Genomic DNA, 21323 nt, shown 5'->3' on the forward strand with positions numbered 1-21323 from the left:
TCAGGATCCTTTTTTCTGGGTTGGCAGGTCGGCTATGCTCACCGGTAGCAGCTTCAGGTCCTGGTTATGGCGGCCAATGTAGTCGCGATAATCATAACGTGCGCCTGGGAAGCCCAGCATCTTCCAGGAAACCATGTCTTTGTTGCCGCCATATATCGGATCGGCGAAGAAGCCTTCCATGGCGTTGGTCAGCACCTGCGCAAAAAATGAGGCGCTGTCGTAACCGTCCAGCGTAATCTTGCCGTTTTCCAGGCCATGCAGAATGTCGTCCTGCTGGGCGGCAGTCAGGTCTTTAAAGGCTTTCTGATGACTGGTCTGGCAGTAGGTGTTAAGAGCGGCAATGCCCAGGCGATAACGCTGTCGGGGCACCAGCGGGGACTGATCGCCCTGTTCAGGAACGCCTTTTTCAAACGGACCTTCCATATACAGGCGCTCAAAGGTGCCGTAAAAACCGTGCAGCTGGCGATCGATAAACACGGTACAGCCGGCTTCTTTACCACCCATGCTCAGCTCATCGGCCGGGATTAAGCGGTCAACGATGGCGTCTATCGTTGCGGCTTCTTCCTCGGTGAAAAACAGCAGGGCAGTGGAATCAAAGGTTTCGGGTGGGTTGTCTGAAAAAGGTGTCCAGCCTGGGGCACCGGTAAGGGTGACGGCTTTGGCAACGCCAGTGGCGGTAGCCGCTATCGCGCCGGTCGACCATGTCAAAACCTGCCGCCGGGTGACCCCAGGCTGCGTTGAAGTGGGTTTGCGCATTGAGCTTCCTATTGTTCCAGTCTGTAAAGTTATATCTAAAGTGTAAAAATATGAGCAAGACGACAGTATTATGTATAACAGATGTTGTTGTTTTGTTAATAAGTGTTATTCCTTAAAAGATGTAAGGAAATTCCTCACTAAAAATAGTGCAGAATCAATTACGGCGCTTTTTTCGATCGGGTATGATGCCCAGCTTCAACTGTTATCAGGAGAACTGTGTGCGCCCGGACAAGCCGTTATCGGCCTTCGAATTCACCCTCTACCGCAACTATCGCACCGTGCATGGCATTCGAATTGCGCTGGCCTTTGTGCTGACCTTTTTGCTGGTGCGGTTGCTGGAGATCCCGGAAGGGACCTGGCCGCTGATCACGCTGGTGGTGGTGATGGGCCCCATTTCATCCTGGGGGAACGTCTTTCCCCGTGCGCTGCAGCGCATCGGCGGCACCATCTTTGGCTCTGTCTCCGGGCTGATTGCCCTCAAGCTGGAAGTGATTTCCCTGCCGGGAATGCTGGTGTGGTGCACCATTGTGATGTTCCTGTGTGGTTTCCTGACGCTCGGTAAACACCCTTACATGGCGCTGCTGATCGGCATCACGCTGGCCGTTATTTGCGGCGCACCACCGGGCGATCTGACCACCGCCTTATGGCGCGGTGGCGATGTGATCTTCGGTTCGCTGCTGGCACTGCTGTTTACCAGCATCTATCCGCAGAAAGCCTATACCCACTGGCGCATCAAGCTCTCAGATTCGCTGCTGGAAACTGCCAAAATCTATCACGCCGGTTTCTCGCCGAACCTGGTGGAGAAGCCCCGGCTGACGCGGCCGTTGCAGCGATTGTTAACCGGCGTGGTCAAAATGCGCTCGCTGATTGAGCCGTCCAGTAAAGAGACCAAAATTCCCAAATCGGTATTTGAAGGTATCCAGACGCTGAACCGCAATATGGTCTGCACCCTTGAGCTGCAACTGAATGCCTGGTGGAACTCGCGCGAGAGCCACCTGATCATGCTGAACGCCCCGGCGCTGCGTCATACCCAGGAAATGACCGAGAACACCCTACGCAAACTGTCAAAAGCCATTGTCGAAGGCAATACGGACAAAATTGCGGCTTACAGTGGTGAACTGGCGGAAGTCAGTCGCGAACTGCGGCAGTTAATCAAAGAATATGACAGCGACGAACGGGTGGAGACGGCGATCCACGGCTACGTCTGGCTGAGCCTGGAAATGGCGGGGCAACTGGAAAGATTGTCTGATTTGATGCGGCTGGTCTTGCGTAAATAAGCGATATGCAACAACTTACTGCGGGAAACAGTCGTTCGCGCTAAGATAGGGCCCGACTCTACAATTTCAAAATTGCCTTCGGCCGCGGTGAGCCGCTAAGCTGAGTGCTACGATAATGACGCCTGTGCGAACAGGCCTAAATGAAAGGTGTCTTCATGGAAAATGCAAAGCAATCATTTCAGGACGTGCTGGAGTTCGTGCGGATGTTCCGTCGTAAGAACAAGCTGCAGCGCGAGATTCACGATAACGAAAAGAAAATTCGTGATAACCAGAAGCGTGTCTTGCTGCTCGATAACCTTGGCGAATACATCAAACCGGGCATGAGCATTGAAGCCATCCAGGAAATCATTGGCAGCATGCGAAGCGACTACGAAGATCGTGTTGATGACTACATCATCAAAAATGCCGATCTGTCGAAAGAGCGCCGTGACCTGTCGAAAAAATTGAAAGCGATGGGCGAGCCTAAACCGCAGTAAGGTTTAGCGACTCAGACTCCAGGGGCGATCATCGATCGCCCTTTGTTTTTTCTGCACGTTGCTGACGCTTTCCGGTAATCGCCTGCACATCTGCCCGCTGTTGCGGCGGCGCGGCGGTGGTTTCCCGGATGATCAACTCGGTAGCAAACGGGCGCATCTGCGCCGGACTCTGCTCCTCCCCAAGCGTTTTCACCAGCCAGTCCACGCTGCGTTCACCGAGCTGTTTGATGTCCTGACGCACCGTGGTCAACGGCGGTTGATACCATGCGCTCTCGGCCGTGTCGTCGTAGCCCACCACCGAAATCTCCGCAGGGATCTGCAATCCCGCCTGATGCAGTGCCCGCAGCGCGCCTAACGCCATCTGATCGTTAGCGACCAGCAGGGCGGTCGGCAGGGCACTGCCAAAGAGAGAAAGGGTGGCCAGATAGCCTGATTCGGCGCTCCAGTCCCCGGTCAGTTCACGGTGCGGCGTTAGCTGATGTTCCTGCAAAACCTTAAGCCAGGTATGATGCCGCGAGGCGGCCGCCACCGATGCTTTCGGCCCATTCAGCAGTGCAATCTCCCGGTGCCCCAACGCCAGCAGATATTCTATTCCCTGGCGGGCGCCCGTTTCCGCACTGAACTGGCAGGCTGGTACCGGCGCATCATCCGGGACATCGAGAAACAGCCCCGGCAGAGGGCGGGTGAGGGCGGCGATGTGACTGGCGCTGATGTTATCCAGCGGCAGGTTAATCAAGAATCCATCCACACGCTGGGCCAGTAATTCCTGGACCGCCCCTTCTGCCCCCTGATCGGCTGACATCGCAATCACCAACCGGTAACCCAACGCGGTGGCACGCTGCTGAATCGCCGACGCCATTTGCGCCGGGGCCAGCAGCGCCAGATCGCTGGTGGCCAGACCCAACGTACGCGCGTGTTTTCCGGCCAGCTGCTGCGCCACGCGGTTAGGCACATAGTTCAGCGCCATCATTGCCGCTTCCACTTTCAGCCGGGTCTTTTCCGCCACGCGGGCAGAATGGTTCAGCACGCGGGAAACCGTCTGGTAAGAGACTCCTGCGGCAGCGGCAACATCATCCAGCGTAACGGAACGGGGCTTCATGGCTTTCTCCTGAAAATCGTCGCGGCAGTTTAGCAATAAAGCCTGAAGACAGCGGAAACTTCTTTGACCGCTGACCGCCTTTTTGTGCAGCGCGAAAAAAAAGACTTTGCATAATAGTCAGCCTTTTACCATCATCAATAAGGACTACTTACCTCTTCCTGGCTGGAACTACCTTGCAAAACTTCAGAGTCTCTCTGCTGCAGGCGATCAAAAATACGGCGTGGTATCCCAAAAGACATTCCTACCGAGTTTTATTCTGGCGAGAAATCACCCCGCTGGCCGTGCCGATCTTCTTCGAGAACCTTTGCGTCCTGCTAATGGGGGTGCTCAGCACCTTCCTGGTGAGCTGGCTGGGCAAAGAGGCGATGGCGGGAGTGGGGCTTGCAGACAGCTTCAATATGGTGATTATCTCCTTCTTCGCCGCCATCGATCTGGGTACCACCGTGGTGGTGGCCTTCAGTCTGGGAAAACTCAATCGCGAACGGGCGGAAGCGGCAGCCAGACAATCGCTGGTGCTGATGACGCTGTTTGCCGTATTGCTGGCGCTGCTGATCGAGTTCTTTGGCGTAAAAATTATTGATGTGATTGCCGGCAGTGCCGAACCGGCGGTGAAAGCGCTGGCGTTGGATTACCTGACCATCAGCGCCTGGAGTTATCCCGCAGCGGCGATCGCGCTGATTGGCTGTGGCGCACTGCGCGGCGCAGGCAACACTAAAATTCCAATGCTGATTAACGGCGGAATGAACATTCTGAATATTGTGATCAGTACCGCACTGATTTACGGCTGCTTTGGCTGGAAAGGGCTGGGCTTTGATGGCGCGGCCGTCGGCTTAACCATCTCGCGCTATATCGGCGCGCTGGCGGTGATATACGTGCTGATGATTGGCTTCAACCCGCGGTTAAAAATCACCCTGAAAAGCTACTTCACGCGCCTGAATACCAGCATCCTGATGGAAGTGCTGGGGATAGGCGTGCCGGCCAGTATTGAATCGGTGCTGTTTAACGGCGGTAAGCTGCTGACGCAAATCTTTGTCGCCGGTATGGGCACCGACGTTATCGCCGGTAACTTTATTGCCTTCTCGATTGCCTCGATGATTAACCTGCCGGGGAACTCGCTGGGATCGGCCTCCACCATCATTGTCGGAACGCGATTAGGCCGGGGCCAGCTGCTGCAGCCGGAACGTCAGCTCCGGCATATCTTCTGGCTATCCACCATTGGCTTATGTTTACTGGCGGCGATAACGGTGCCGTTCGCCGGCATCCTCGCGTCGTTCTACACCAAGGATCCCGATGTTATCCACGTGGTGAAAATCCTGGTCTGGCTTAACGCGGCGTTTATGCCTTTCTGGGCGGCCTCGTGGGTCTTGCCCGCGGGCTTGAAAGGGGCACGCGATGCGCGATTCACCATGTGGATCTCGCTGTTGGGCATGTGGGGCGCCCGCATCGTGGCTGGCTACACGCTCGGTGTGGTACTGGGATTCGGCGTGGTGGGCATCTGGCTTGGCATGTTTATGGACTGGATTGTGCGTGGCTTCTTTTTCTATCGCCGTCTGAACAGCGGCCGCTGGTTGTGGAAATACAAATAGCCGGCAGTGTCATCTGGTCAATAAAATAAAAATATTCAGGTAAAAAATCGCTATGCGTTCTTCTGCACCCGCCAGGGCGGATTCCCTGTTTCAACACCGTTCTTTCGTCGCATTCTGGCTGGCTCGCACCACCTCCAGCTTCGGTTTCCAGATGCTCTCCATTGCGGTGGGCTGGCAGATCTATTCCATCACCGGCCGCGCCTGGGATCTGGGCCTCATTGGCCTGGTGCAGTTTCTGCCGGCGGTTCTGCTGGCCTTGCCCGCAGGCCACGTCGCCGACCAGTTCGATCGCCGCCGGGTGGTGCTTTTCGGCCAGCTCACCGAGTGGATTGCCATTGCGGTGCTGGCGGGACTGACGCTGGCACACAAAACCGACGAGGTGATTATCCTCGGGCTGGTGTTCATTATCTCGGTGGCCAGAACGCTGGAAGCGCCGTCGTTACAATCGATGCTGCCCGCGCTGGTGCCACCGGCGATGCTGGCCCGCGCAACGGCTGCCAATGGTGCCTCGATGCAGACCGCCTCGATGCTTGGCCCGGCACTCGGTGGCTTCCTGTATGTTGCCGGTCCGGGCGTGGTGTATCTCACGGCCGGGCTGCTCTATCTGATTTCCATACTGATGGTCAGCCGTCTGCGTTATGAGCATGCGCCACCGAAAAGGACGCCCGCAACCTTTGAAAGCGTCTTTGCGGGCGTGCGCTTTATCCGCAACCGGCCGGATGTCCTGGGCGTGATCTCGCTGGATCTCTTTGCGGTGCTGCTGGGTGGCGCGACGGCGCTGTTGCCGATCTTTGCCAAGGATATCCTGCATACCGGTCCCTGGGGGCTGGGATTACTGCGCGGTGCGCCAGCGGTGGGCGGATTGCTGGTGGGCTTCTGGCTCAGCCGCCGTACTTTAGAACGCAATGTCGGCATGACGATGTTTGCTGCCGTGGCTGGATTTGGCGTCGCCACGCTGATTTTTGCCCTGTCGAAAGAGCTGTGGCTGTCGATTCTGGCGCTGTTAGCGTTGGGCGGATTTGATATGGTCAGCGTGGTGATCCGTGGCTCGCTGGTGCAGCTGGATACCCCTGACGAGATGCGCGGGCGGGTGAGTGCGGTTAACTCGATCTTTATCAACACCTCAAACCAGCTTGGCGAGTTTGAATCCGGCATGCTTGCCGCCTGGCTTGGGGCGGCGCCAGCGGCTGCAGTCGGCGGGATCGGCACGCTGATCGTGGTCGGGCTGTGGATGGTGTGGTTCCCTGGCCTGCGTCGCCGTCAGCGCCTGCACAACGACTGAATTGTTAGCAATGTTCTGCACGGGAGGTAAAGAGATGTTAAGGGTTGAAATCATTTTCATCTTTTAAATGATAATGATTATCGTTATATTGCGTTGCTGAACGCCGCCAGACGGCTGGAACATCGCAATAACTTCCCTGAAGGAGCAGCACCATGGCCGCGGGCTACCGGATTTTCAACGTTACGCTCAAACAACGCATTCAGATCACGCCTTCCTTACTGCGCTGTGTGTTCACCGGCGACGATGTGTTGGAGATGAAGCATGAATCCCCCGATCAGCGCATCAAGCTGATGTTTGCGGGCGAGGATGGCACCTGTCCGGCGATGCCGGTCAGTGAAGGCTGGTATCAGGATTATCTGGCATTGCCAAAGCCGCAACGCCCGGTCATGCGCACCTACACGCTGCGGGGACTGCGCCGCGAGCAGAAAGAGATGGACGTGGAGTTCGTGCTGCATGGCGAAACCGGTCCTGCCTCGCGCTGGGCGATGCATGCGGGCACCGGCGCTAAGATGCAGATTGTTGCGCCGAATGCGGCCTCTGCGGATGACAGCGGCGGCTATGAATGGATTTGGCATGAGGGTATCCAACAGGCGTTGCTGATTGCCGATGAAACCGCGGTGCCTGCGGCGGTGGGCATTCTGGAACAGCTGGCAACGCTGGCTGAGCCGCCCAAGGTGCAGGCGTTCTTTGAGGTCCCGCATATCACCGATGCTCAGCAGCAAGATTTTCCTTTTGCTGAGATTCACTGGCTGGGGCGCGAGGATCACCCTCAGGGCAGCTTGCTGATGAAGGCGATTCGCGATCATCTGACCCTTCCAGACTGCGCGCGCGTCGCGGAGCAGTCGCTGGAAAACAAAAGCCTGATTGAAGATGGCATCTGGGAGCGTGCGGAAGGCAAGCACGGATTTAACGCCTGGGTGGCCGCCGAATCGGGCGTGGTCAAAAAACTGCGCCACTGCCTGATTGATGAGTTTCAGCTGGACCGTGAAGTGGTGAACTTTATGGCATACTGGACGCTGGGTCGGGGCCGCTAATCACCGGAAGCAGATGAATTCACGACAGCTTGCAACCAAATTGGGCGCACTCAGTTTTGCACTGGGTGGCCTGTTATACCTGTTGGCCGAAAAAGTCGCCTCTCGCGCCTGGACCACGCCACCGTACTTCTTCAGTCAAAACTACATCAGCGATTTGGGCATTGCCCAGTGCGGCGTATTGCCTGATGGCCGTGATGTCTGCTCGCCGCTCCACGCGGTTATGAACAGTGGCTTCGCGGCGGAAGGCGTGCTTTTCTTCCTCGCCTGTCTGTTACTGCGATCAAACTTCACCGGCGCGGGCCAAAAAGGCTTTTTGCTGACCGGCTTGCTGCATGGCATCGGCGGGGTAGTGATTGCACTCTTTCACAGCGGCACAGAAGCCAGTGGCTTCACCGTGCATCAGGCTGGCGCGATCATGGCGATCGGCGGAGGAAATCTCTGTTTGATAATCGTCGGCGGGTTGCTGCGACAGCGAAAGGACCTGCGCGATTACAGCATATTGAGTGTGGTGCTTGGCTGCATCGGCCTGCTCAGCATGTTTCTGATCCCCCTCAACGTGCTGCCAACCGGCATTATCGAAAGGGCCTCGGTGTATCCCATTACTTTCTGGCAGATTTTTACCGGCGTGATGTTACTGGTGAAAGGCAGGGGCGTGCGAGCTGAGGGATAAGCACTTAACCGCGCGGTAATCGCTCTCCGGCGCAGGCCAGATCCCGAACCTGTGCCGCATTTTATTTATCTGATTCGAAATAATTCTTTGAACTGCCTGAATAGTCTTCTCTAATCAGCCTGTCTGACGTGAAGTCCGTACCTGCCTGCACGACAACCTTCACGCTGAATCCAACTAAGGAAATCACCATGATTCTGGCTGAAAACTGTGCACGGCTGCCATTAATGTTATATTAAAATATAATATCAGGAGGGGCTCTATGTATATCACTCGTCTGAAAAAGGTTGGCGGATCCGTCATGCTGGCAGTTCCTCCCGCCGTGTTAAAAACGTTGGCGTTGTCGACAGAAAGCGAAGTGGGCATGACCATTAATAATGGCTGCCTGATTATTGAACCCCAGAAACGGCCCCGTTATTCGCTTGAGGAATTGCTGGCACAGTGCGATCCGCAGGCTGAAATGAGCGAAGAAGATCGGGAATGGATGGATACGCCTGTGGCAGGCAAGGAGGCCCTGTAAATGGAGAGAGGGGAAATCTGGCTCGTTTCACTGGATCCGACAGCGGGACATGAACAACGTGGAACTCGTCCGGTACTCATTGTATCTCCCGCCGCATTTAACCGGGTCACTCAGTTACCTGTCGTCCTTCCCGTTACCCGAGGTGGCAACTTCGCCCACACAGCGGGATTTACCGTATCACTGGATGGAGCAGGAACAAAAACAACGGGTGTGATTCGCTGCGATCAGCCGAGCACCATTGATATGAGTGCCCGGCACGGTGAGAGACTGGAACGTCTGCCCGATGATGTTGTTAATGAAGTGCTGGCCAGACTGGAAACTATTCTTATTTAAGCTTTTAAGCATGAAAAAGCCCGCTCAGGTTTCCCTGAGCGGGCTTCTCGAATTTGGCTCCTCTGACTGGACTCGAACCAGTGACATACGGATTAACAGTCCGCCGTTCTACCGACTGAACTACAGAGGAATTGATGGAACGGGGCGCATAATATCTAGCGGGCAGGGTGATGTCAAAGCCTGATTTGCGATTTTGTTCTGACTGCTGAATAAAGCAGCATTTTATCGAAATTTCCGCAGCTTGGCGGCATTCAGCATGGTGCAAAGGTTGCGTAACGCCCCGCAAGGCTTTTCTTTGTTGCAGCACGCGTTGCAGTCCGTTTCGTCAGAATGATCACGTTTATTTCATTTTCACGTTGTGGAGCGTAATTATGAAATATACATTCCATGCATTCGCATCGCTAACCTGCAAGGAACATGTATGGAAAAGGTCAGAATTGGACTGATTGGAACCGGGTATATCGGACGTTGTCACGCAATTGCCTACGCTCAGGCATCAACCGTCTTCGCACTGAAAGGCGAGATAGTGCGAGAAATGGTGGCGGAGGTGAATCCGGAAGTGGCGAAGAAGCAGGCTGCGTTACTGGGCTTTACGCGTTCAACGGGTGACTGGCGTGAGCTGGTGGCGGATCCCAATATTGATGTGGTGGACATCTGCGCACCGAATTTCCTGCATAAAGAGATGGCGCTGGAAGCCATCCGTCACGGGAAGCATGTTTATTCCGAAAAACCGTTGGCGCTGGATGTGGCCGACGCCGAAGAGATGGTGCGGGCAGCCGAAGCGGCGGGCGTCAAAACGCTGGTTGGCTTCAACTATATGAAAAACCCGACCAGCCAGCTGGCGCAGGAAATCATTGCCCGTGGCGAAATTGGTGACGTGATCCATTTTTATGGCACCCATAACGAAGATTACCTGGCTAACCCTGATACGCCGCTTGACTGGCACTGCCAGAAAGCGCTGGCCGGGCTGGGCGCACTGGGCGACCTTGCCGCGCATATCGTTAACATGGCGCATTTCCTGGTGGGCAACATCAGCGAGGTGTCCGGCGACATGCTGACGGTGATCAAGCAGCGCCCGGACCCGAAAGATCCGTCGCAGCTGCGCGATGTGGAGAACGAAGACCAGGCCAGCGCGCTGTTGCGTTTTGCCAATGGCGCGCACGGGGTGATAGAAACCTCACGCATTGCCTGCGGCAGCAAAATGGGGCTGACCTATGTGGTGACCGGCACCAAAGGAACCATCCGCTATACCCAGGAGCGCATGGCCGAACTGGAGCTGTATATTCATGACGATCCGGCTGGCCGTCAGGGCTTCAAAACCATTTTGACCGGGCCGGCACACCCGGATTATGCCAACTTCTGTATCTCGGCCGGGCACGGCATTGGCTTTAACGATCAGAAAACGGTGGAAATTCGCGACCTGATTAACGGCATTGCCGCTAACGACCGCATGTGGCCGGATTTTGCTGAGGGATTGCAGGTGTCGAAAGTATTGGAAGCGATCGCCGTGTCCGCGTTGGAACGCCGCTGGATGAAGGTCTGAGTCTGAATGGCGAGTTCCGCGCTGGGACGCCGCTGGATGACGGTCTGACCAATCGATCTGCGGGCTGAACGAGGCCCGCAGTTGCCGCGCAGGGATGCGCTCACTTAACGTTGGATTCACGCTTCACCGACGCAAAGGCAACGCTCAGCTACTGCTGAATCACCGCGTCACTGACGCTGAATCACCGCTTTGCTACCGCTGGCTCTCCATGGCTGCCAGCAAGGACTCCAGCAGCCCAGGGAAACGGGCTTCTAAATCTTCCCTTCGCAGCGACAGTAAATTCTCCCGCCCGTTTGGCCGTTGCCAAATCACGCCACTTTCCCGCAACACGCGCCAGTGGTGGGTCATGGTGGATTTCGCCAGCCCCTGTAATAAGGTGCCGCAGGCCTGTTCACCCTGATTAGCCAGGATCCTCACCACTTCCATTCGGAGCGGATTGCCCAACGCAAAAAGCACGTTTTCCAGGCGAATCTGTTGAGGTTCAGGGTGGTTGGCAATCATAACTGTCCTTTTGTTCGGGGAGTAAGGCGCGCACAGAACGCGGCGGCTACTATACCTGAAGGCCAAAACCTGCGCGACCTGCCCATCATCAGTTTAGTCGATGGCTTTAATAGTTCGAATATACTCGTACAGTTGTACTATTATTATCGCACTATAAACCCGCTTTAGTGCTGGCCGGGTGCTGCCAGCCTGAAGTCTGTCCCTGTGACTAAGGAACTCCTATGCCCCGAACAATCCCCCTCGCTCGCTACCGTAATATCGGTATTTCAGCCCATATTGATGCCGGTAAAACCACCACCACCGAGCGCATCCTCTTTTATACCGGCATGAGTCATCGGCTGGGTGAAGTGCATGATGGCGCTGCGACGACGGACTGGATGGCGCAGGAGCAGGAACGTGGAATTACCATTACTTCAGCTGCGGTAAGCTGTTTCTGGCCCGGCATGGATCGCACCTTTGAACCGCACCGCATCAACATTATTGATACGCCCGGCCACGTCGATTTCACCATTGAAGTGGAGCGCTCAATGCGCGTGCTGGATGGCGCGGTGATGGTGTATGACTCGGTGGGTGGCGTGCAGCCGCAGTCGGAAACCGTCTGGCGGCAGGCGAACAAGTATCGTGTTCCCCGGCTGGCATTCGTCAATAAAATGGATCGCCAGGGAGCGGACTATTTCCGCGTGGTGCAGATGATGATCGACCGGCTGAAAGCCAATCCGGTGCCGATCGTCATTCCGATTGGCAGCGAAGAAAACTTCCGTGGGGTAATCGACCTGAACAAAATGCGCGCCATCTTCTGGGATGACGAAAGCCAGGGCATGACCTTCAGCTATCAGCCGATCCCTGACGAATTGCTGAGCACGGCGCAGTTATGGCGTGAAAAAATGGTCGCCGCCGCCGCCGAAGCCAGCGATACGCTGATGGAAAAGTATCTGCAGGACGGCGACCTCAGTGAAGAAGAGGTGATAGCCGGTTTGCGCCAGCGCACCATCAACGGCGAAATCCAGCCGATGCTGTGTGGCAGCGCGTTCAAGAACAAAGGCGTGCAGCGCATGCTGGATGCGGTGGTTGAACTGATGCCTTCGCCGCTGGATATCCCGCCGGTGAAAGGGCTGGACGAGAAGGGTAACGAGGTTGAACGCCGTGCCGATGACGAGGAAAAATTCTCGGCGCTGGCCTTCAAACTGATGACCGATCCCTTTGTCGGCCAGCTGACCTTTGTCCGCGTCTATTCCGGCGTGCTGCGCAAAGGCGACAGCGTCTATAACCCGATTAAGGGCAAAAAGGAGCGCATTGGCCGAATCGTGCAGATGCATGCCAACGCGCGGCATGAAGTCGACGAGATCCGCGCCGGTGATATTGCCGCCTGCGTCGGGCTGAAAGAGGTGACAACCGGAGAGACGTTAAGCGATCCTGATACGGTGATTACGCTTGAGCGAATGGAGTTTCCTGAACCGGTTATTTCGCTGGCGATTGAACCGAAAACCAAAAGCGATCAGGAAAAAATGGGCCTGGCATTGCAGCGGCTGGCGTCGGAAGATCCCTCGTTCCGTCTGCACACCGATGAAGAGTCAGGCCAGACCATTATCTCCGGGATGGGAGAGCTGCATCTGGAAATCATCGTTGACCGCATGAAGCGTGAGTTCGGCGTCGACGCCAATATCGGCCGGCCGCAGGTGACCTACCGTGAAACCCTCCGCGCGACGGCGAAGGAGGTGGAAGGCAAGTTTGTGCGTCAGTCGGGCGGTAAAGGCCAGTACGGTCATGTGGTGCTGACGCTGGAACCGCAGGAGGCCGGTAAAGGCTTTGCCTTTGAGGATGCGACCAAAGGTGGCGTGGTGCCGCGTGAATATATTCCATCCGTCGAGAAGGGCGTTCGTGAGGCGATGAATAACGGTATCCTGGCGGGTTATCCGCTGGTGGATATCAAGGCCACGCTGACCTTTGGCTCTTATCACGAGGTGGATTCGTCAGAGATGGCGTTCCGGATGGCGGCGATATTTGCCTTCAAAGCGGCGGCCCGTCAGGCCAGGCCGGTGATCCTCGAGCCGGTGATGAAAGTGGAAGTGGAAACGCCGGAGGATTACGCCGGTAACGTGATGGGCGTTCTGTCGTCCCGTCGCGGTCTGGTGCAGGGCATGGATGAACTGCAGGGCAGCCGGGTGATCCACGCCGAAGTGCCGCTGTCGGAGATGTTTGGCTACTCGACCACGTTGCGATCGATGTCGCAAGGTCGTGCCACCTACAGCATGGAGTTCCACCATTATGCAGAAGCGCCACGCAATGTGGCGGATGGCATTATCGCCGCACGCGGCGGTAAGGCGTAACCGGAGACCGGGAGCGTAAGCTCCCGTTTTTCTTCACTCTGCCAGCTTCCTCACATTCGCAGCAAAAATTCCCGCCACGAGTTGATCGGCCCCGCAATTTTGCACCAGCGCAGTGCGCAGCGTGCCAACAGTGCAGCTATGTTTACGTTTCTGGCCGGTCCGGAAACCGCGCGTCCCAGTCTGCCTGGTCATGGCAAACAGTGTTCCCGCTAACCCCTAAACGCCGCTGATGAACGGGCTGTAACATCGGTTTGCACCCTGTTACCTCTCATATCTGAAAGAAATCAGCGGTTTCATGGTGAAATGGCGGGAATATTGCTTAATCAACCTTAGCCGCTTGCGGCCCACTCGCTTATCAGGATATCGACCCATCATTGCTGTTTCCCACGCCGCCCGGCGGCGTATGGATCTGAACCGTGCTGAGGAATACCGAATGTCTTTGAAATCAAATACGTTATCGCTTCAGGTTGTGATTGCTGCTTGTTTAAGTACCGCGCTGTATGCGCACGCGGATGTGATGATTGGGGTGGCAGGTCCGTTCACCGGCCCGAACGCTACCTACGGCGCGCAATACTGGAAAGGAGCCTCGCAGGCCGCAGCCGACATCAATGCGGCGGGCGGGATTAAGGGCGAAAAAATCGTGCTGGTGCAGGGCGATGACGCCTGCGAACCGAAGCAGGCCGTCGCGGTCGCTAACCGTCTGGTGGACGAATCGAAAGTCTCTGCGGTGGTTGGCCACTTCTGCTCCTCTTCCACCATGCCAGCCTCGGTGGTGTATGACGATGCGGGCGTGCTGACCATCACCCCAGGCTCCACCAACCCACAAATCACCGAACGCGGTCAGAAAGACATGTTCCGCATGTGCGGACGTGACGATCAGCAAGGTGCCGTCGCCGCCAACTATATGCTGGACGTGCTGAAAGCGAAGAAAATCGCGGTGATCCACGATAAAGATACCTACGGCCAGGGCCTGGCGGATGCCACCAAAGCCGCGCTGGAAAAACGCGGCACCAAAGAGGTGCTGTACGAAGGTCTGACCCGTGGCGAGAAAGACTTTAATGCGCTGGTAACCAAAATCGGCGCGCTGAAACCGGACGTGGTGTACTTCGGCGGCTGTCACCCGGAAGCGGGTCCGCTGGTTCGCCAGATGCGTGAGCAGGGCGTGCAGGCCAAATTCTTCTCCGGCGACTGCATCGTGACGGAAGAGTTGGTGACTGCCGCAGGGGGACCGCAGTTTACCGACGGCGTGCTGATGACCTTCGGTAACGATCCGCGCACCATCCCGGCAGGCAAGCCGGTGATCGATAAATTCCGCGCCGGCGGCTTTGAGCCAGAAGGCTACACCCTGTATGCCTATGCCTCCATTCAGGCCATTGCTGCCGCCTATAACGGCGCGGGTAAAGACAATGCCAAAGCCAGCGAATGGCTGAAATCGCATACCGTCGACACGGTCATGGGACCGAAATCCTGGGATGGCAAAGGCGACCTGAAAGTCTCGGATTACGTGGTCTACAAGTGGGATGACAAAGGCAAATATCACCAGCTCTGATTCGCTGCACTACCTCCAGCCTGCCTGACCGGCAGGACGTCGCAACAGCTAAGCCGGCGCGGACGCGATCCGCGGCGGCTTACCCCAGGCGAGACGGGACACAATGGAAGCATTCTTTCTGCAACAGCTGATTAATGGGCTGACGCTGGGGGCCGTGTACGGCCTGATCGCCATCGGCTACACCATGGTTTACGGCATTATCGGCATGATTAACTTTGCCCACGGCGAAGTGTATATGATCTCCGCTTACCTCTGCGCCATCGGTCTGGCGCTGCTCGCCTCCTTCGGTATTCACTCCTTCCCGCTGCTGATCTTCGGTACGCTGGTGTTCACCATCGTAATCACCGGCGTTTACGGCTGGGCGATTGAACGGGTGGCTTACCGGCCACTGCGCAACTCAACCCGTCTGGCACCGTTAATCTCGGCCATCGGCATGTCGCTGATTTTGCAAAACTACGTGCAACTCAGCCAGGGGCCAAACCAGCAGGGCATTCCGACCATGCTCACCGGTGTGCTGCGTTTTGACGTCGGCGACGGCATCGTGCAAATCACCTGGACCAAAGTCTTTATCCTGATCGCCGCGTTCCTGGGCATGGCCATCCTCACCTGGATCATCCAGTACACGCGGCTGGGACGCATCTGCCGCGCCACGCAGCAGGATAGGCGCATGGCCTCCATTCTGGGCATCAATACCGATCGGGTGATCTCGCTGGTGTTTGTGATTGGCGCGGCGATGGCCGGACTGGCGGGCGTGCTGGTGACCATGAACTACGGCACCTTCGATTTCTACGCCGGCTTTATTATCGGCATCAAAGCCTTTACCGCAGCGGTACTGGGCGGGATCGGTTCACTGCCTGGCGCGATGCTGGGTGGCCTGCTGTTGGGCATCGCGGAAGCGCAGTTTGCTGGCATGGTGAACTCCGATTACAAAGACGTGTTCTCTTTTGGGCTGCTGGTGGTGATTTTGATTTTCCGCCCGCAGGGTTTACTGGGTCGTCCGCTGGTGACCAAGGTTTAGGGAGTTAATGATGACGGATGCTTCTCTTAAGCCGGGCCTGAATATAAAACAAAGCCTGATTGATACGGTCCTGGCCGGACTCTGTGCGCTGGTGGTGTTTGGTCCGATAGTTGGCATTGTGCTGAAGGGCTACAGCTACGATTTGTCGCCGCAGCGGGTGGCGGTGCTGGTGGGCGTGGTGATGGCGGGGAAGCTGCTGCTGAGCCTGACGCTGCAAAGCGTCACCGGCCGTAAATTTGTCGCCCGTTTTGAAGGGGCTGACGATGGCGTGTATGTCCGGCCAGCGGATTACCGCAGCCGGATGCGCTGGATCATTCCGCTGCTGCTGGTGCTGGGCATGCTGTTCCCGTTTGTCGCCACAAAGTATCTGCTAACCGTGGCAATTCTGGGCCTGATCTACGTGCTGCTCGGCCTCGGGCTGAATATTGTGGTGGGACTGGCGGGCCTGCTGGACCTGGGATACGTGGCGTTTTACGCCATCGGTGCCTATGGCCTGGCGTTGGGCTATCAGTATCTAGGGTTGGGCTTCTGGGCGATGCTGCCGCTGGGGGCGGTGATGGCGGCGCTGGCCGGGGCATTACTGGGTTTTCCGGTGCTGCGTATGCACGGCGATTATCTGGCGATTGTGACGCTGGGATTTGGCGAGATTATCCGGCTGGTACTCACCAACTGGGTGAGTTTCACCGGTGGGCCAAACGGCGTCTCGGTGCCTTCACCGACCTTCTTCGGCCTCGAGTTTGGGCGCAGGGCGAAGGACGGCGGCGTACCGATCCACGAGTTTCTGAATATCAGCTATAACCCCAACCTGAAGTTTATTTTTATCTATACGGTGCTGATTTTGGTGGTGGTGCTGGTGCTGTTTATCAAGCATCGCCTGACCCGCATGCCGATTGGACGTGCCTGGGAAGCGCTGCGTGAAGATGAGATTGCCTGCCGCGCGATGGGGCTGAACCATGTTTTGGTCAAGCTCTCGGCGTTTATGATGGGGGCGTCTACCGCCGGGATTGCCGGGGTGTTCTTCGCCACCTATCAGGGCTTTGTTAACCCGACCTCGTTTACCTTCTTTGAGTCCGCATTGATCCTCGCCATCGTGGTGCTGGGCGGCATGGGTTCCACCCTTGGCGTGGTGCTGGCGGCCTTTGTGCTGACCGTGGCCCCTGAGCTTTTACGCAGCTTTGCCGAATACCGGGTGCTGCTGTTTGGCGTGCTGATGGTGCTGATGATGATCTGGCGGCCGCGAGGCCTGGTGCGCACCAGCCGCGTCGGCGTGCCAACACGAAAAGGAGTGGCGCCATGAGCGACAGCATCCTGCGTGTTGAACATCTGATGATGCACTTTGGCGGCATCAAGGCGCTGAATGATGTCAATCTGGACGTCGAGCGCGGCTCAATAACCGCCTTAATCGGGCCGAACGGCGCGGGAAAAACCACGGTATTTAACTGTCTGACCGGGTTTTATCAGGCCACCGGCGGCTCAATTGTGCTGAACGCGCAGTCGCGGATGACCGATGTGATCCAGGTACTGGGGCAGAAGATCCGGCCGGCGGATTTCATCAATCCCGCCCGCCTCGGTTCCCGCATCTACTACAAAATGTTTGGCGGCACGCACCTGGTCAACCGGGCCGGGCTGGCGCGCACCTTCCAGAATATCCGCCTGTTCCGCGAAATGTCGGTGGTCGAGAACCTGCTGGTGGCGCAACACATGCAGGCTAACCGCAATCTGCTGGCGGGGATCCTCAATACGCCAGGCTACCGTCGGGCAGAAAACCAGGCGCTGGACCGCGCCTTCTACTGGCTGGAAGTGGTGAACCTGGTGGATTGTGCCAACCGGCTGGCAGGAACGCTGTCCTATGGCCAGCAGCGGCGGCTGGAGATTGCCCGCGCAATGTGTACCGGCCCGGAGATGATCTGTCTGGACGAGCCCGCAGCCGGGCTAAATCCGGTGGAAACGCAGGCGCTGAGCAAAATCGTGCGTTTTCTGCGTCAGCAGCATGGCGTCACGGTGTTACTGATTGAGCATGATATGGGCATGGTGATGGAGATATCCGACCATGTGATCGTGCTGGACCACGGCGATGTGATTGCGCGCGGCACACCAAAGGAGATCCAGAGCAACGTCAGCGTCATCGCGGCGTATTTGGGTGCAGACGAAGAGGAGATCGCCGGATGAGCCAGCCGATGTTGGAGTTCCGCAAGGTGAACGTGTTTTACGGCCCGATTCAGGCGCTGAAGGAGATTTCGCTGACGGTCAATGAAGGCGAAACCGTCTCGCTGATCGGCGCCAACGGCGCGGGCAAGTCGACGCTGCTGATGTCGATATTTGGCCAGCCGCGCATTGCCGCCGGGCAGATCCTCTTTCGCGGCGAGGATATCAGCCAAAAATCCACCCACTTTATCGCCAGCAACGGCATTGCGCAGGCGCCTGAAGGACGACGTATCTTCCACGATATGACGGTGGAGGAGAACCTTCTGATGGGCACCATCCCGATCGGCAGCCGTTACCAACATGAAGATAAAGCGCGAATGTATGACCTGTTTCCCCGGCTGCAGGAGCGCCGCAGCCAGCGCGCGATGACGCTGTCGGGCGGCGAACAGCAGATGCTGGCCATCGCCCGCGCGCTGATGAGCCGGCCAAAATTGCTGCTGCTGGATGAACCCAGCCTGGGACTGGCACCGATTGTGGTGAAGCAGATTTTCCAGATCCTGCGCGAGCTGACGCAAGGCGGCATGACGCTGTTTCTGGTAGAGCAGAACGCCAACCATGCGCTTAAGCTGTCGGATCGGGCGTATGTGATGGTCAACGGGCAGATTCGCCTGAGCGGCAGCGGGCAGGAGCTGTTGGTCAATCCCGAGGTCAGAAGCGCCTATCTGGGTGGAACATAACGGGGACATAACTGAGAGATTACGGAAGAGGGAGGCTGGTCTGGCGGCTCTGCATTCGCGGCGCTTTAGCCGGAAGTCATCTTTTCGCCGCGGCATTTCTGCCGCGGCGTCGGGTAAAACCTAGCGGAACGGCGGCTCGTTGAAGGTACGTAACTTACGCGAGTGCAGCTTGTCGCCTTCCGCCCGCAGTAAATCAATCGCACAGATACCAATTTGCAGGTGCTCGGAAATCGCCCCTTCATAGAAGCGGTTTGCCTGGCCCGGCAGCTTAATTTCACCGTGCAACGGCTTATCGGAAACGCACAGCAGCGTGCCGTAAGGGACGCGGAAGCGATAACCCTGTGCGGCAATGGTGGCGCTTTCCATATCCACCGCAACCGCGCGGCTGAGGTTAAAGCGCAGCGCCGAGGCGGAATAGCGCAACTCCCAGTTACGGTCGTCGGTAGTGACCACGGTGCCGGTACGCAGACGCTGTTTCACCAGATCCCCCGGCATGCCGCTGACATGCTTGGTGGCGTCATACAGGGCGCGCTGCACTTCGGCAATGCTCGGCACCGGGATGTCCGGCGGCAGCACCGCATCCAGCACATGGTCATCACGCAGGTAAGCATGCGCCAGCACGTAATCGCCGATGCTCTGGCTTTCGCGCAGGCCGCCACAGTGACCAATCATCAGCCAGGTGTGCGGACGCAGCACCGCCAGATGGTCGCAAATGGTTTTGGCATTCGACGGACCAACGCCGATATTGATCAGCGTAATGCCCTGACCATTTTTAGCAATCAGATGCCATGCGGGCATCTGGTGGTTCTTCCAGGCCAGGCCGGAAATCGCTTCCTGCGGGTTTGGCGTCTCTGCGGTGACGAAAATGCTGCCGGCACAGGACAGGGCTGCGTAAGGCGACGCCGGATCGGCGATCTGCTCACAGCCCCAACGCACAAACTCGTCGACATAGCGGGTGTAGTTGGTGAACAGCACGTAGGACTGGAAATGCTCCACCGGCGTGCCGGTATAGTGACGCAGCCTGGCCAGCGAGAAGTCGGTACGCAGCGCATCGAAATGCGACAGCGGGAACTCTTCACCCGGCTGATACAGGCCATCGGCATTTTCATCGCCAATCTGCGCCAGCTCGGTAGTCGGGAAATGCTTGGCCAGCCCGGCGCTCATGGTGCGATCGAGGCCGAGGTTAGACCCGTCGATTACGTAGGGGAAGGGGATTTCCTGCTTTGACGGTTTCACTTCCAGCGTGACGGGATATTCCCCCGTCAACATTTCCAGCTGCTCAGACAGATAGTGGCGGGCCAGCGCCGGACGGGTCACCGTGGTGGCATAGCTTCCCGGACGGGTGAAGCGGCCAAAGGCACGGGTCAGTCGGTGACCGGATTCATCGCCGGCCCAGCTGACGCGCAGTTCAGGATAGACAAACAGTCCATTCGCGCGAGCCGACTCTTCCGGCAATTTTCCGCTGCTGATATAGGTGTTGATGGCGGTACGCAGGGCGGTTACGGCCTCTTCATACAGGGCATCAAGTTTGTCCAGCGCCTCGGCGACGGACAACCCCTTGGGGGCAGAAGGCTGAGTCATGGTATCTCCCTGGTCGGTGTTTCACGTTAACTTCACAGCATGGTAGCTGAAATTAGCGCAGGCCGCCTTGGGAGAAGCTAATCTGCTGAGCAACTTAAGATTATTCGCGATCGGCGGCAGGCTTTTCACTCAAAAACCGCTCTTCCAGCGTCGCTTCCAGCGTCAGCATGGCGTTCTCCGCATGCTGCATATGCTCGGTCATTATCCGTTCGACTTCGCCGGCATCTTTGCGGCGCAATGCCTCAATCAGGCGATATTGATACTCAATGCCCGCGCGGCGGTTGACCGGCTCAGGGCGCTGATAAATGTCCTTGCACACCGCCAGATCCTTTAGCAACCGTTGTAAAAAGTGACAGAGAAACGCCAGCAGCACGTTGTCGGAATAACTGGCCACCACGCCATGAAAATCCAGCTCGGCCATGCGCTGGTTCCAGCGCTCCTGCTCGTCAGCGGGTTCATGATCGTAGATTTTTATCAGCGTATGCAGCTGCTCAAATCCGGCGGCATCAATATTGTCGATGGCGCTGACCGCCACCAGCGGCTCCAGGGCTTTGCGCAGGGCATAGATATTGGCGATGGAAAGCTCGCGGGTGAACAGGTAGTTCGACAGCAGGCTCATCGCGCGGTTGTCGCTCATGGATTCTATAAACGCACCGCCGCCTGGGCCGGTTTTGGTGCGGATCAGCCCCTGAACTTCCAGCGATTTTAACGCTTCGCGCACGGTACTTTTCCCGGCGGCAAAACGGCTGGCGAGATCCTTTTCCTGCGGCAGACGATCGCCGGGCAGCAGGTTATCGCGCACGATGCTCTCTTTGATCGCGTCGACGATTTCATCGGTCCGCTTGCGGCGGACGGGGTCCGCCTGCGGGATTTTTTCGGCATTCATCGCATT

At 57.1% G+C, this 21323-nt stretch carries 20 protein-coding genes and 1 tRNA gene; 15 read left to right on the forward strand and 6 right to left on the reverse strand.

Annotation, left to right across the window (positions count from 1 at the left end):
• Positions 1-756: a gluconate 2-dehydrogenase subunit 3 family protein gene (locus tag AC1UKS_RS07895; protein WP_482436323.1), complete on the reverse strand. Its 756-nt coding sequence runs from the start codon at positions 754-756 to the stop codon at positions 1-3.
• Between the two features lie 218 nt (positions 757-974).
• Between AC1UKS_RS07895 and AC1UKS_RS07900 the strand changes: the two genes are divergently transcribed.
• Positions 975-2033: an FUSC family protein gene (locus tag AC1UKS_RS07900; protein ID WP_013202900.1), complete on the forward strand. Its 1059-nt coding sequence runs from the start codon at positions 975-977 to the stop codon at positions 2031-2033.
• Positions 2034-2188: 155 nt separating this feature from the next.
• Positions 2189-2509: a DUF496 family protein gene (locus AC1UKS_RS07905; RefSeq protein WP_013202899.1), complete on the forward strand. Its 321-nt coding sequence runs from the start codon at positions 2189-2191 to the stop codon at positions 2507-2509.
• Positions 2510-2537: 28 nt separating this feature from the next.
• Here the strand turns inward: AC1UKS_RS07905 and AC1UKS_RS07910 are convergent, their stop codons facing one another.
• Positions 2538-3608, reverse strand: a complete 1071-nt coding sequence (locus AC1UKS_RS07910) for a LacI family DNA-binding transcriptional regulator (RefSeq protein ID WP_482436324.1) — start codon at positions 3606-3608, stop codon at positions 2538-2540.
• A 173-nt stretch (positions 3609-3781) separates the two neighbouring features.
• Here AC1UKS_RS07910 and AC1UKS_RS07915 point away from each other — a divergent pair, with 173 nt between their 5' ends.
• From AC1UKS_RS07915 to AC1UKS_RS07940, 6 genes are all read left to right on the forward strand, one after another.
• Positions 3782-5194 (forward strand): EmmdR/YeeO family multidrug/toxin efflux MATE transporter, encoded by a 1413-nt coding sequence (locus AC1UKS_RS07915; protein ID WP_482436325.1) that lies wholly within the window; start codon positions 3782-3784, stop codon positions 5192-5194.
• A gap of 52 nt (positions 5195-5246) precedes the next feature.
• Positions 5247-6476, forward strand: a complete 1230-nt coding sequence (locus tag AC1UKS_RS07920; RefSeq protein WP_482436327.1) for an MFS transporter — start codon at positions 5247-5249, stop codon at positions 6474-6476.
• A 152-nt stretch (positions 6477-6628) separates the two neighbouring features.
• On the forward strand, positions 6629-7510 hold the full coding sequence (locus AC1UKS_RS07925; RefSeq protein WP_482436328.1) for a siderophore-interacting protein: 882 nt from the start codon (positions 6629-6631) through the stop codon (positions 7508-7510).
• A 13-nt stretch (positions 7511-7523) separates the two neighbouring features.
• Positions 7524-8180: a DUF998 domain-containing protein gene (locus AC1UKS_RS07930; RefSeq protein WP_482436329.1), complete on the forward strand. Its 657-nt coding sequence runs from the start codon at positions 7524-7526 to the stop codon at positions 8178-8180.
• A 259-nt stretch (positions 8181-8439) separates the two neighbouring features.
• A complete protein-coding gene (locus AC1UKS_RS07935) occupies positions 8440-8697 on the forward strand; it encodes an AbrB/MazE/SpoVT family DNA-binding domain-containing protein (RefSeq protein ID WP_482436330.1) in 258 nt (85 codons plus the stop codon).
• Positions 8698-9030 carry a type II toxin-antitoxin system PemK/MazF family toxin gene (locus AC1UKS_RS07940; RefSeq protein ID WP_482436331.1) on the forward strand — a complete coding sequence of 111 codons (333 nt, stop codon included), beginning with the start codon at positions 8698-8700 and terminating at the stop codon, positions 9028-9030.
• Between the two features lie 54 nt (positions 9031-9084).
• On the opposite strand, the gene AC1UKS_RS07945 is transcribed toward AC1UKS_RS07940, so the two are convergent.
• Positions 9085-9160 (reverse strand) — tRNA-Asn (locus AC1UKS_RS07945).
• 291 nt (positions 9161-9451) lie between these two features.
• Here AC1UKS_RS07945 and AC1UKS_RS07950 point away from each other — a divergent pair.
• Positions 9452-10573, forward strand: coding sequence for a Gfo/Idh/MocA family protein (locus AC1UKS_RS07950; RefSeq protein WP_482436332.1), 1122 nt, complete (start codon positions 9452-9454; stop codon positions 10571-10573).
• A 192-nt stretch (positions 10574-10765) separates the two neighbouring features.
• On the opposite strand, the gene AC1UKS_RS07955 is transcribed toward AC1UKS_RS07950, so the two are convergent.
• Positions 10766-11074: an ArsR/SmtB family transcription factor gene (locus AC1UKS_RS07955; RefSeq protein WP_013202889.1), complete on the reverse strand. Its 309-nt coding sequence runs from the start codon at positions 11072-11074 to the stop codon at positions 10766-10768.
• Between the two features lie 221 nt (positions 11075-11295).
• Between AC1UKS_RS07955 and fusA the strand changes: the two genes are divergently transcribed.
• From fusA to AC1UKS_RS07985, 6 genes are all read left to right on the forward strand, one after another.
• Positions 11296-13401, forward strand: coding sequence for an elongation factor G (gene fusA, locus AC1UKS_RS07960; protein WP_482436333.1), 2106 nt, complete (start codon positions 11296-11298; stop codon positions 13399-13401).
• Between the two features lie 433 nt (positions 13402-13834).
• The gene (locus AC1UKS_RS07965) at positions 13835-14950 is read left to right on the forward strand and encodes a branched-chain amino acid ABC transporter substrate-binding protein (protein WP_410173058.1); all 1116 of its coding nucleotides are present in this window, start codon (positions 13835-13837) and stop codon (positions 14948-14950) included.
• 103 nt (positions 14951-15053) lie between these two features.
• On the forward strand, positions 15054-15968 hold the full coding sequence (locus AC1UKS_RS07970) for an ABC transporter permease subunit (RefSeq protein WP_338574434.1): 915 nt from the start codon (positions 15054-15056) through the stop codon (positions 15966-15968).
• A gap of 10 nt (positions 15969-15978) precedes the next feature.
• Positions 15979-17265 (forward strand): high-affinity branched-chain amino acid ABC transporter permease LivM, encoded by a 1287-nt coding sequence (livM, locus tag AC1UKS_RS07975; protein ID WP_482436335.1) that lies wholly within the window; start codon positions 15979-15981, stop codon positions 17263-17265.
• Positions 17262-18137 (forward strand): ABC transporter ATP-binding protein, encoded by an 876-nt coding sequence (locus AC1UKS_RS07980; protein WP_482436336.1) that lies wholly within the window; start codon positions 17262-17264, stop codon positions 18135-18137. Before livM ends, AC1UKS_RS07980 begins: the two co-directional genes overlap by 4 nt.
• Positions 18134-18850, forward strand: coding sequence for an ABC transporter ATP-binding protein (locus AC1UKS_RS07985; protein WP_482436337.1), 717 nt, complete (start codon positions 18134-18136; stop codon positions 18848-18850). The genes AC1UKS_RS07980 and AC1UKS_RS07985 overlap by 4 nt, the downstream gene beginning before the upstream one ends.
• Positions 18851-18970: 120 nt before the next feature.
• Here AC1UKS_RS07985 and AC1UKS_RS07990 read toward each other — a convergent pair whose 3' ends face one another.
• Together AC1UKS_RS07990 and AC1UKS_RS07995 are read right to left on the reverse strand one after the other, a co-directional pair.
• The gene (locus tag AC1UKS_RS07990) at positions 18971-20431 is read right to left on the reverse strand and encodes an AMP nucleosidase (protein ID WP_482436338.1); all 1461 of its coding nucleotides are present in this window, start codon (positions 20429-20431) and stop codon (positions 18971-18973) included.
• A gap of 100 nt (positions 20432-20531) precedes the next feature.
• On the reverse strand, positions 20532-21317 hold the full coding sequence (locus AC1UKS_RS07995; protein WP_482436339.1) for a FadR/GntR family transcriptional regulator: 786 nt from the start codon (positions 21315-21317) through the stop codon (positions 20532-20534).
• Positions 21318-21323: the final 6 nt, after the last annotated feature.

Source organism: Erwinia sp. AK-PDG3-5 (assembly GCF_056821705.1).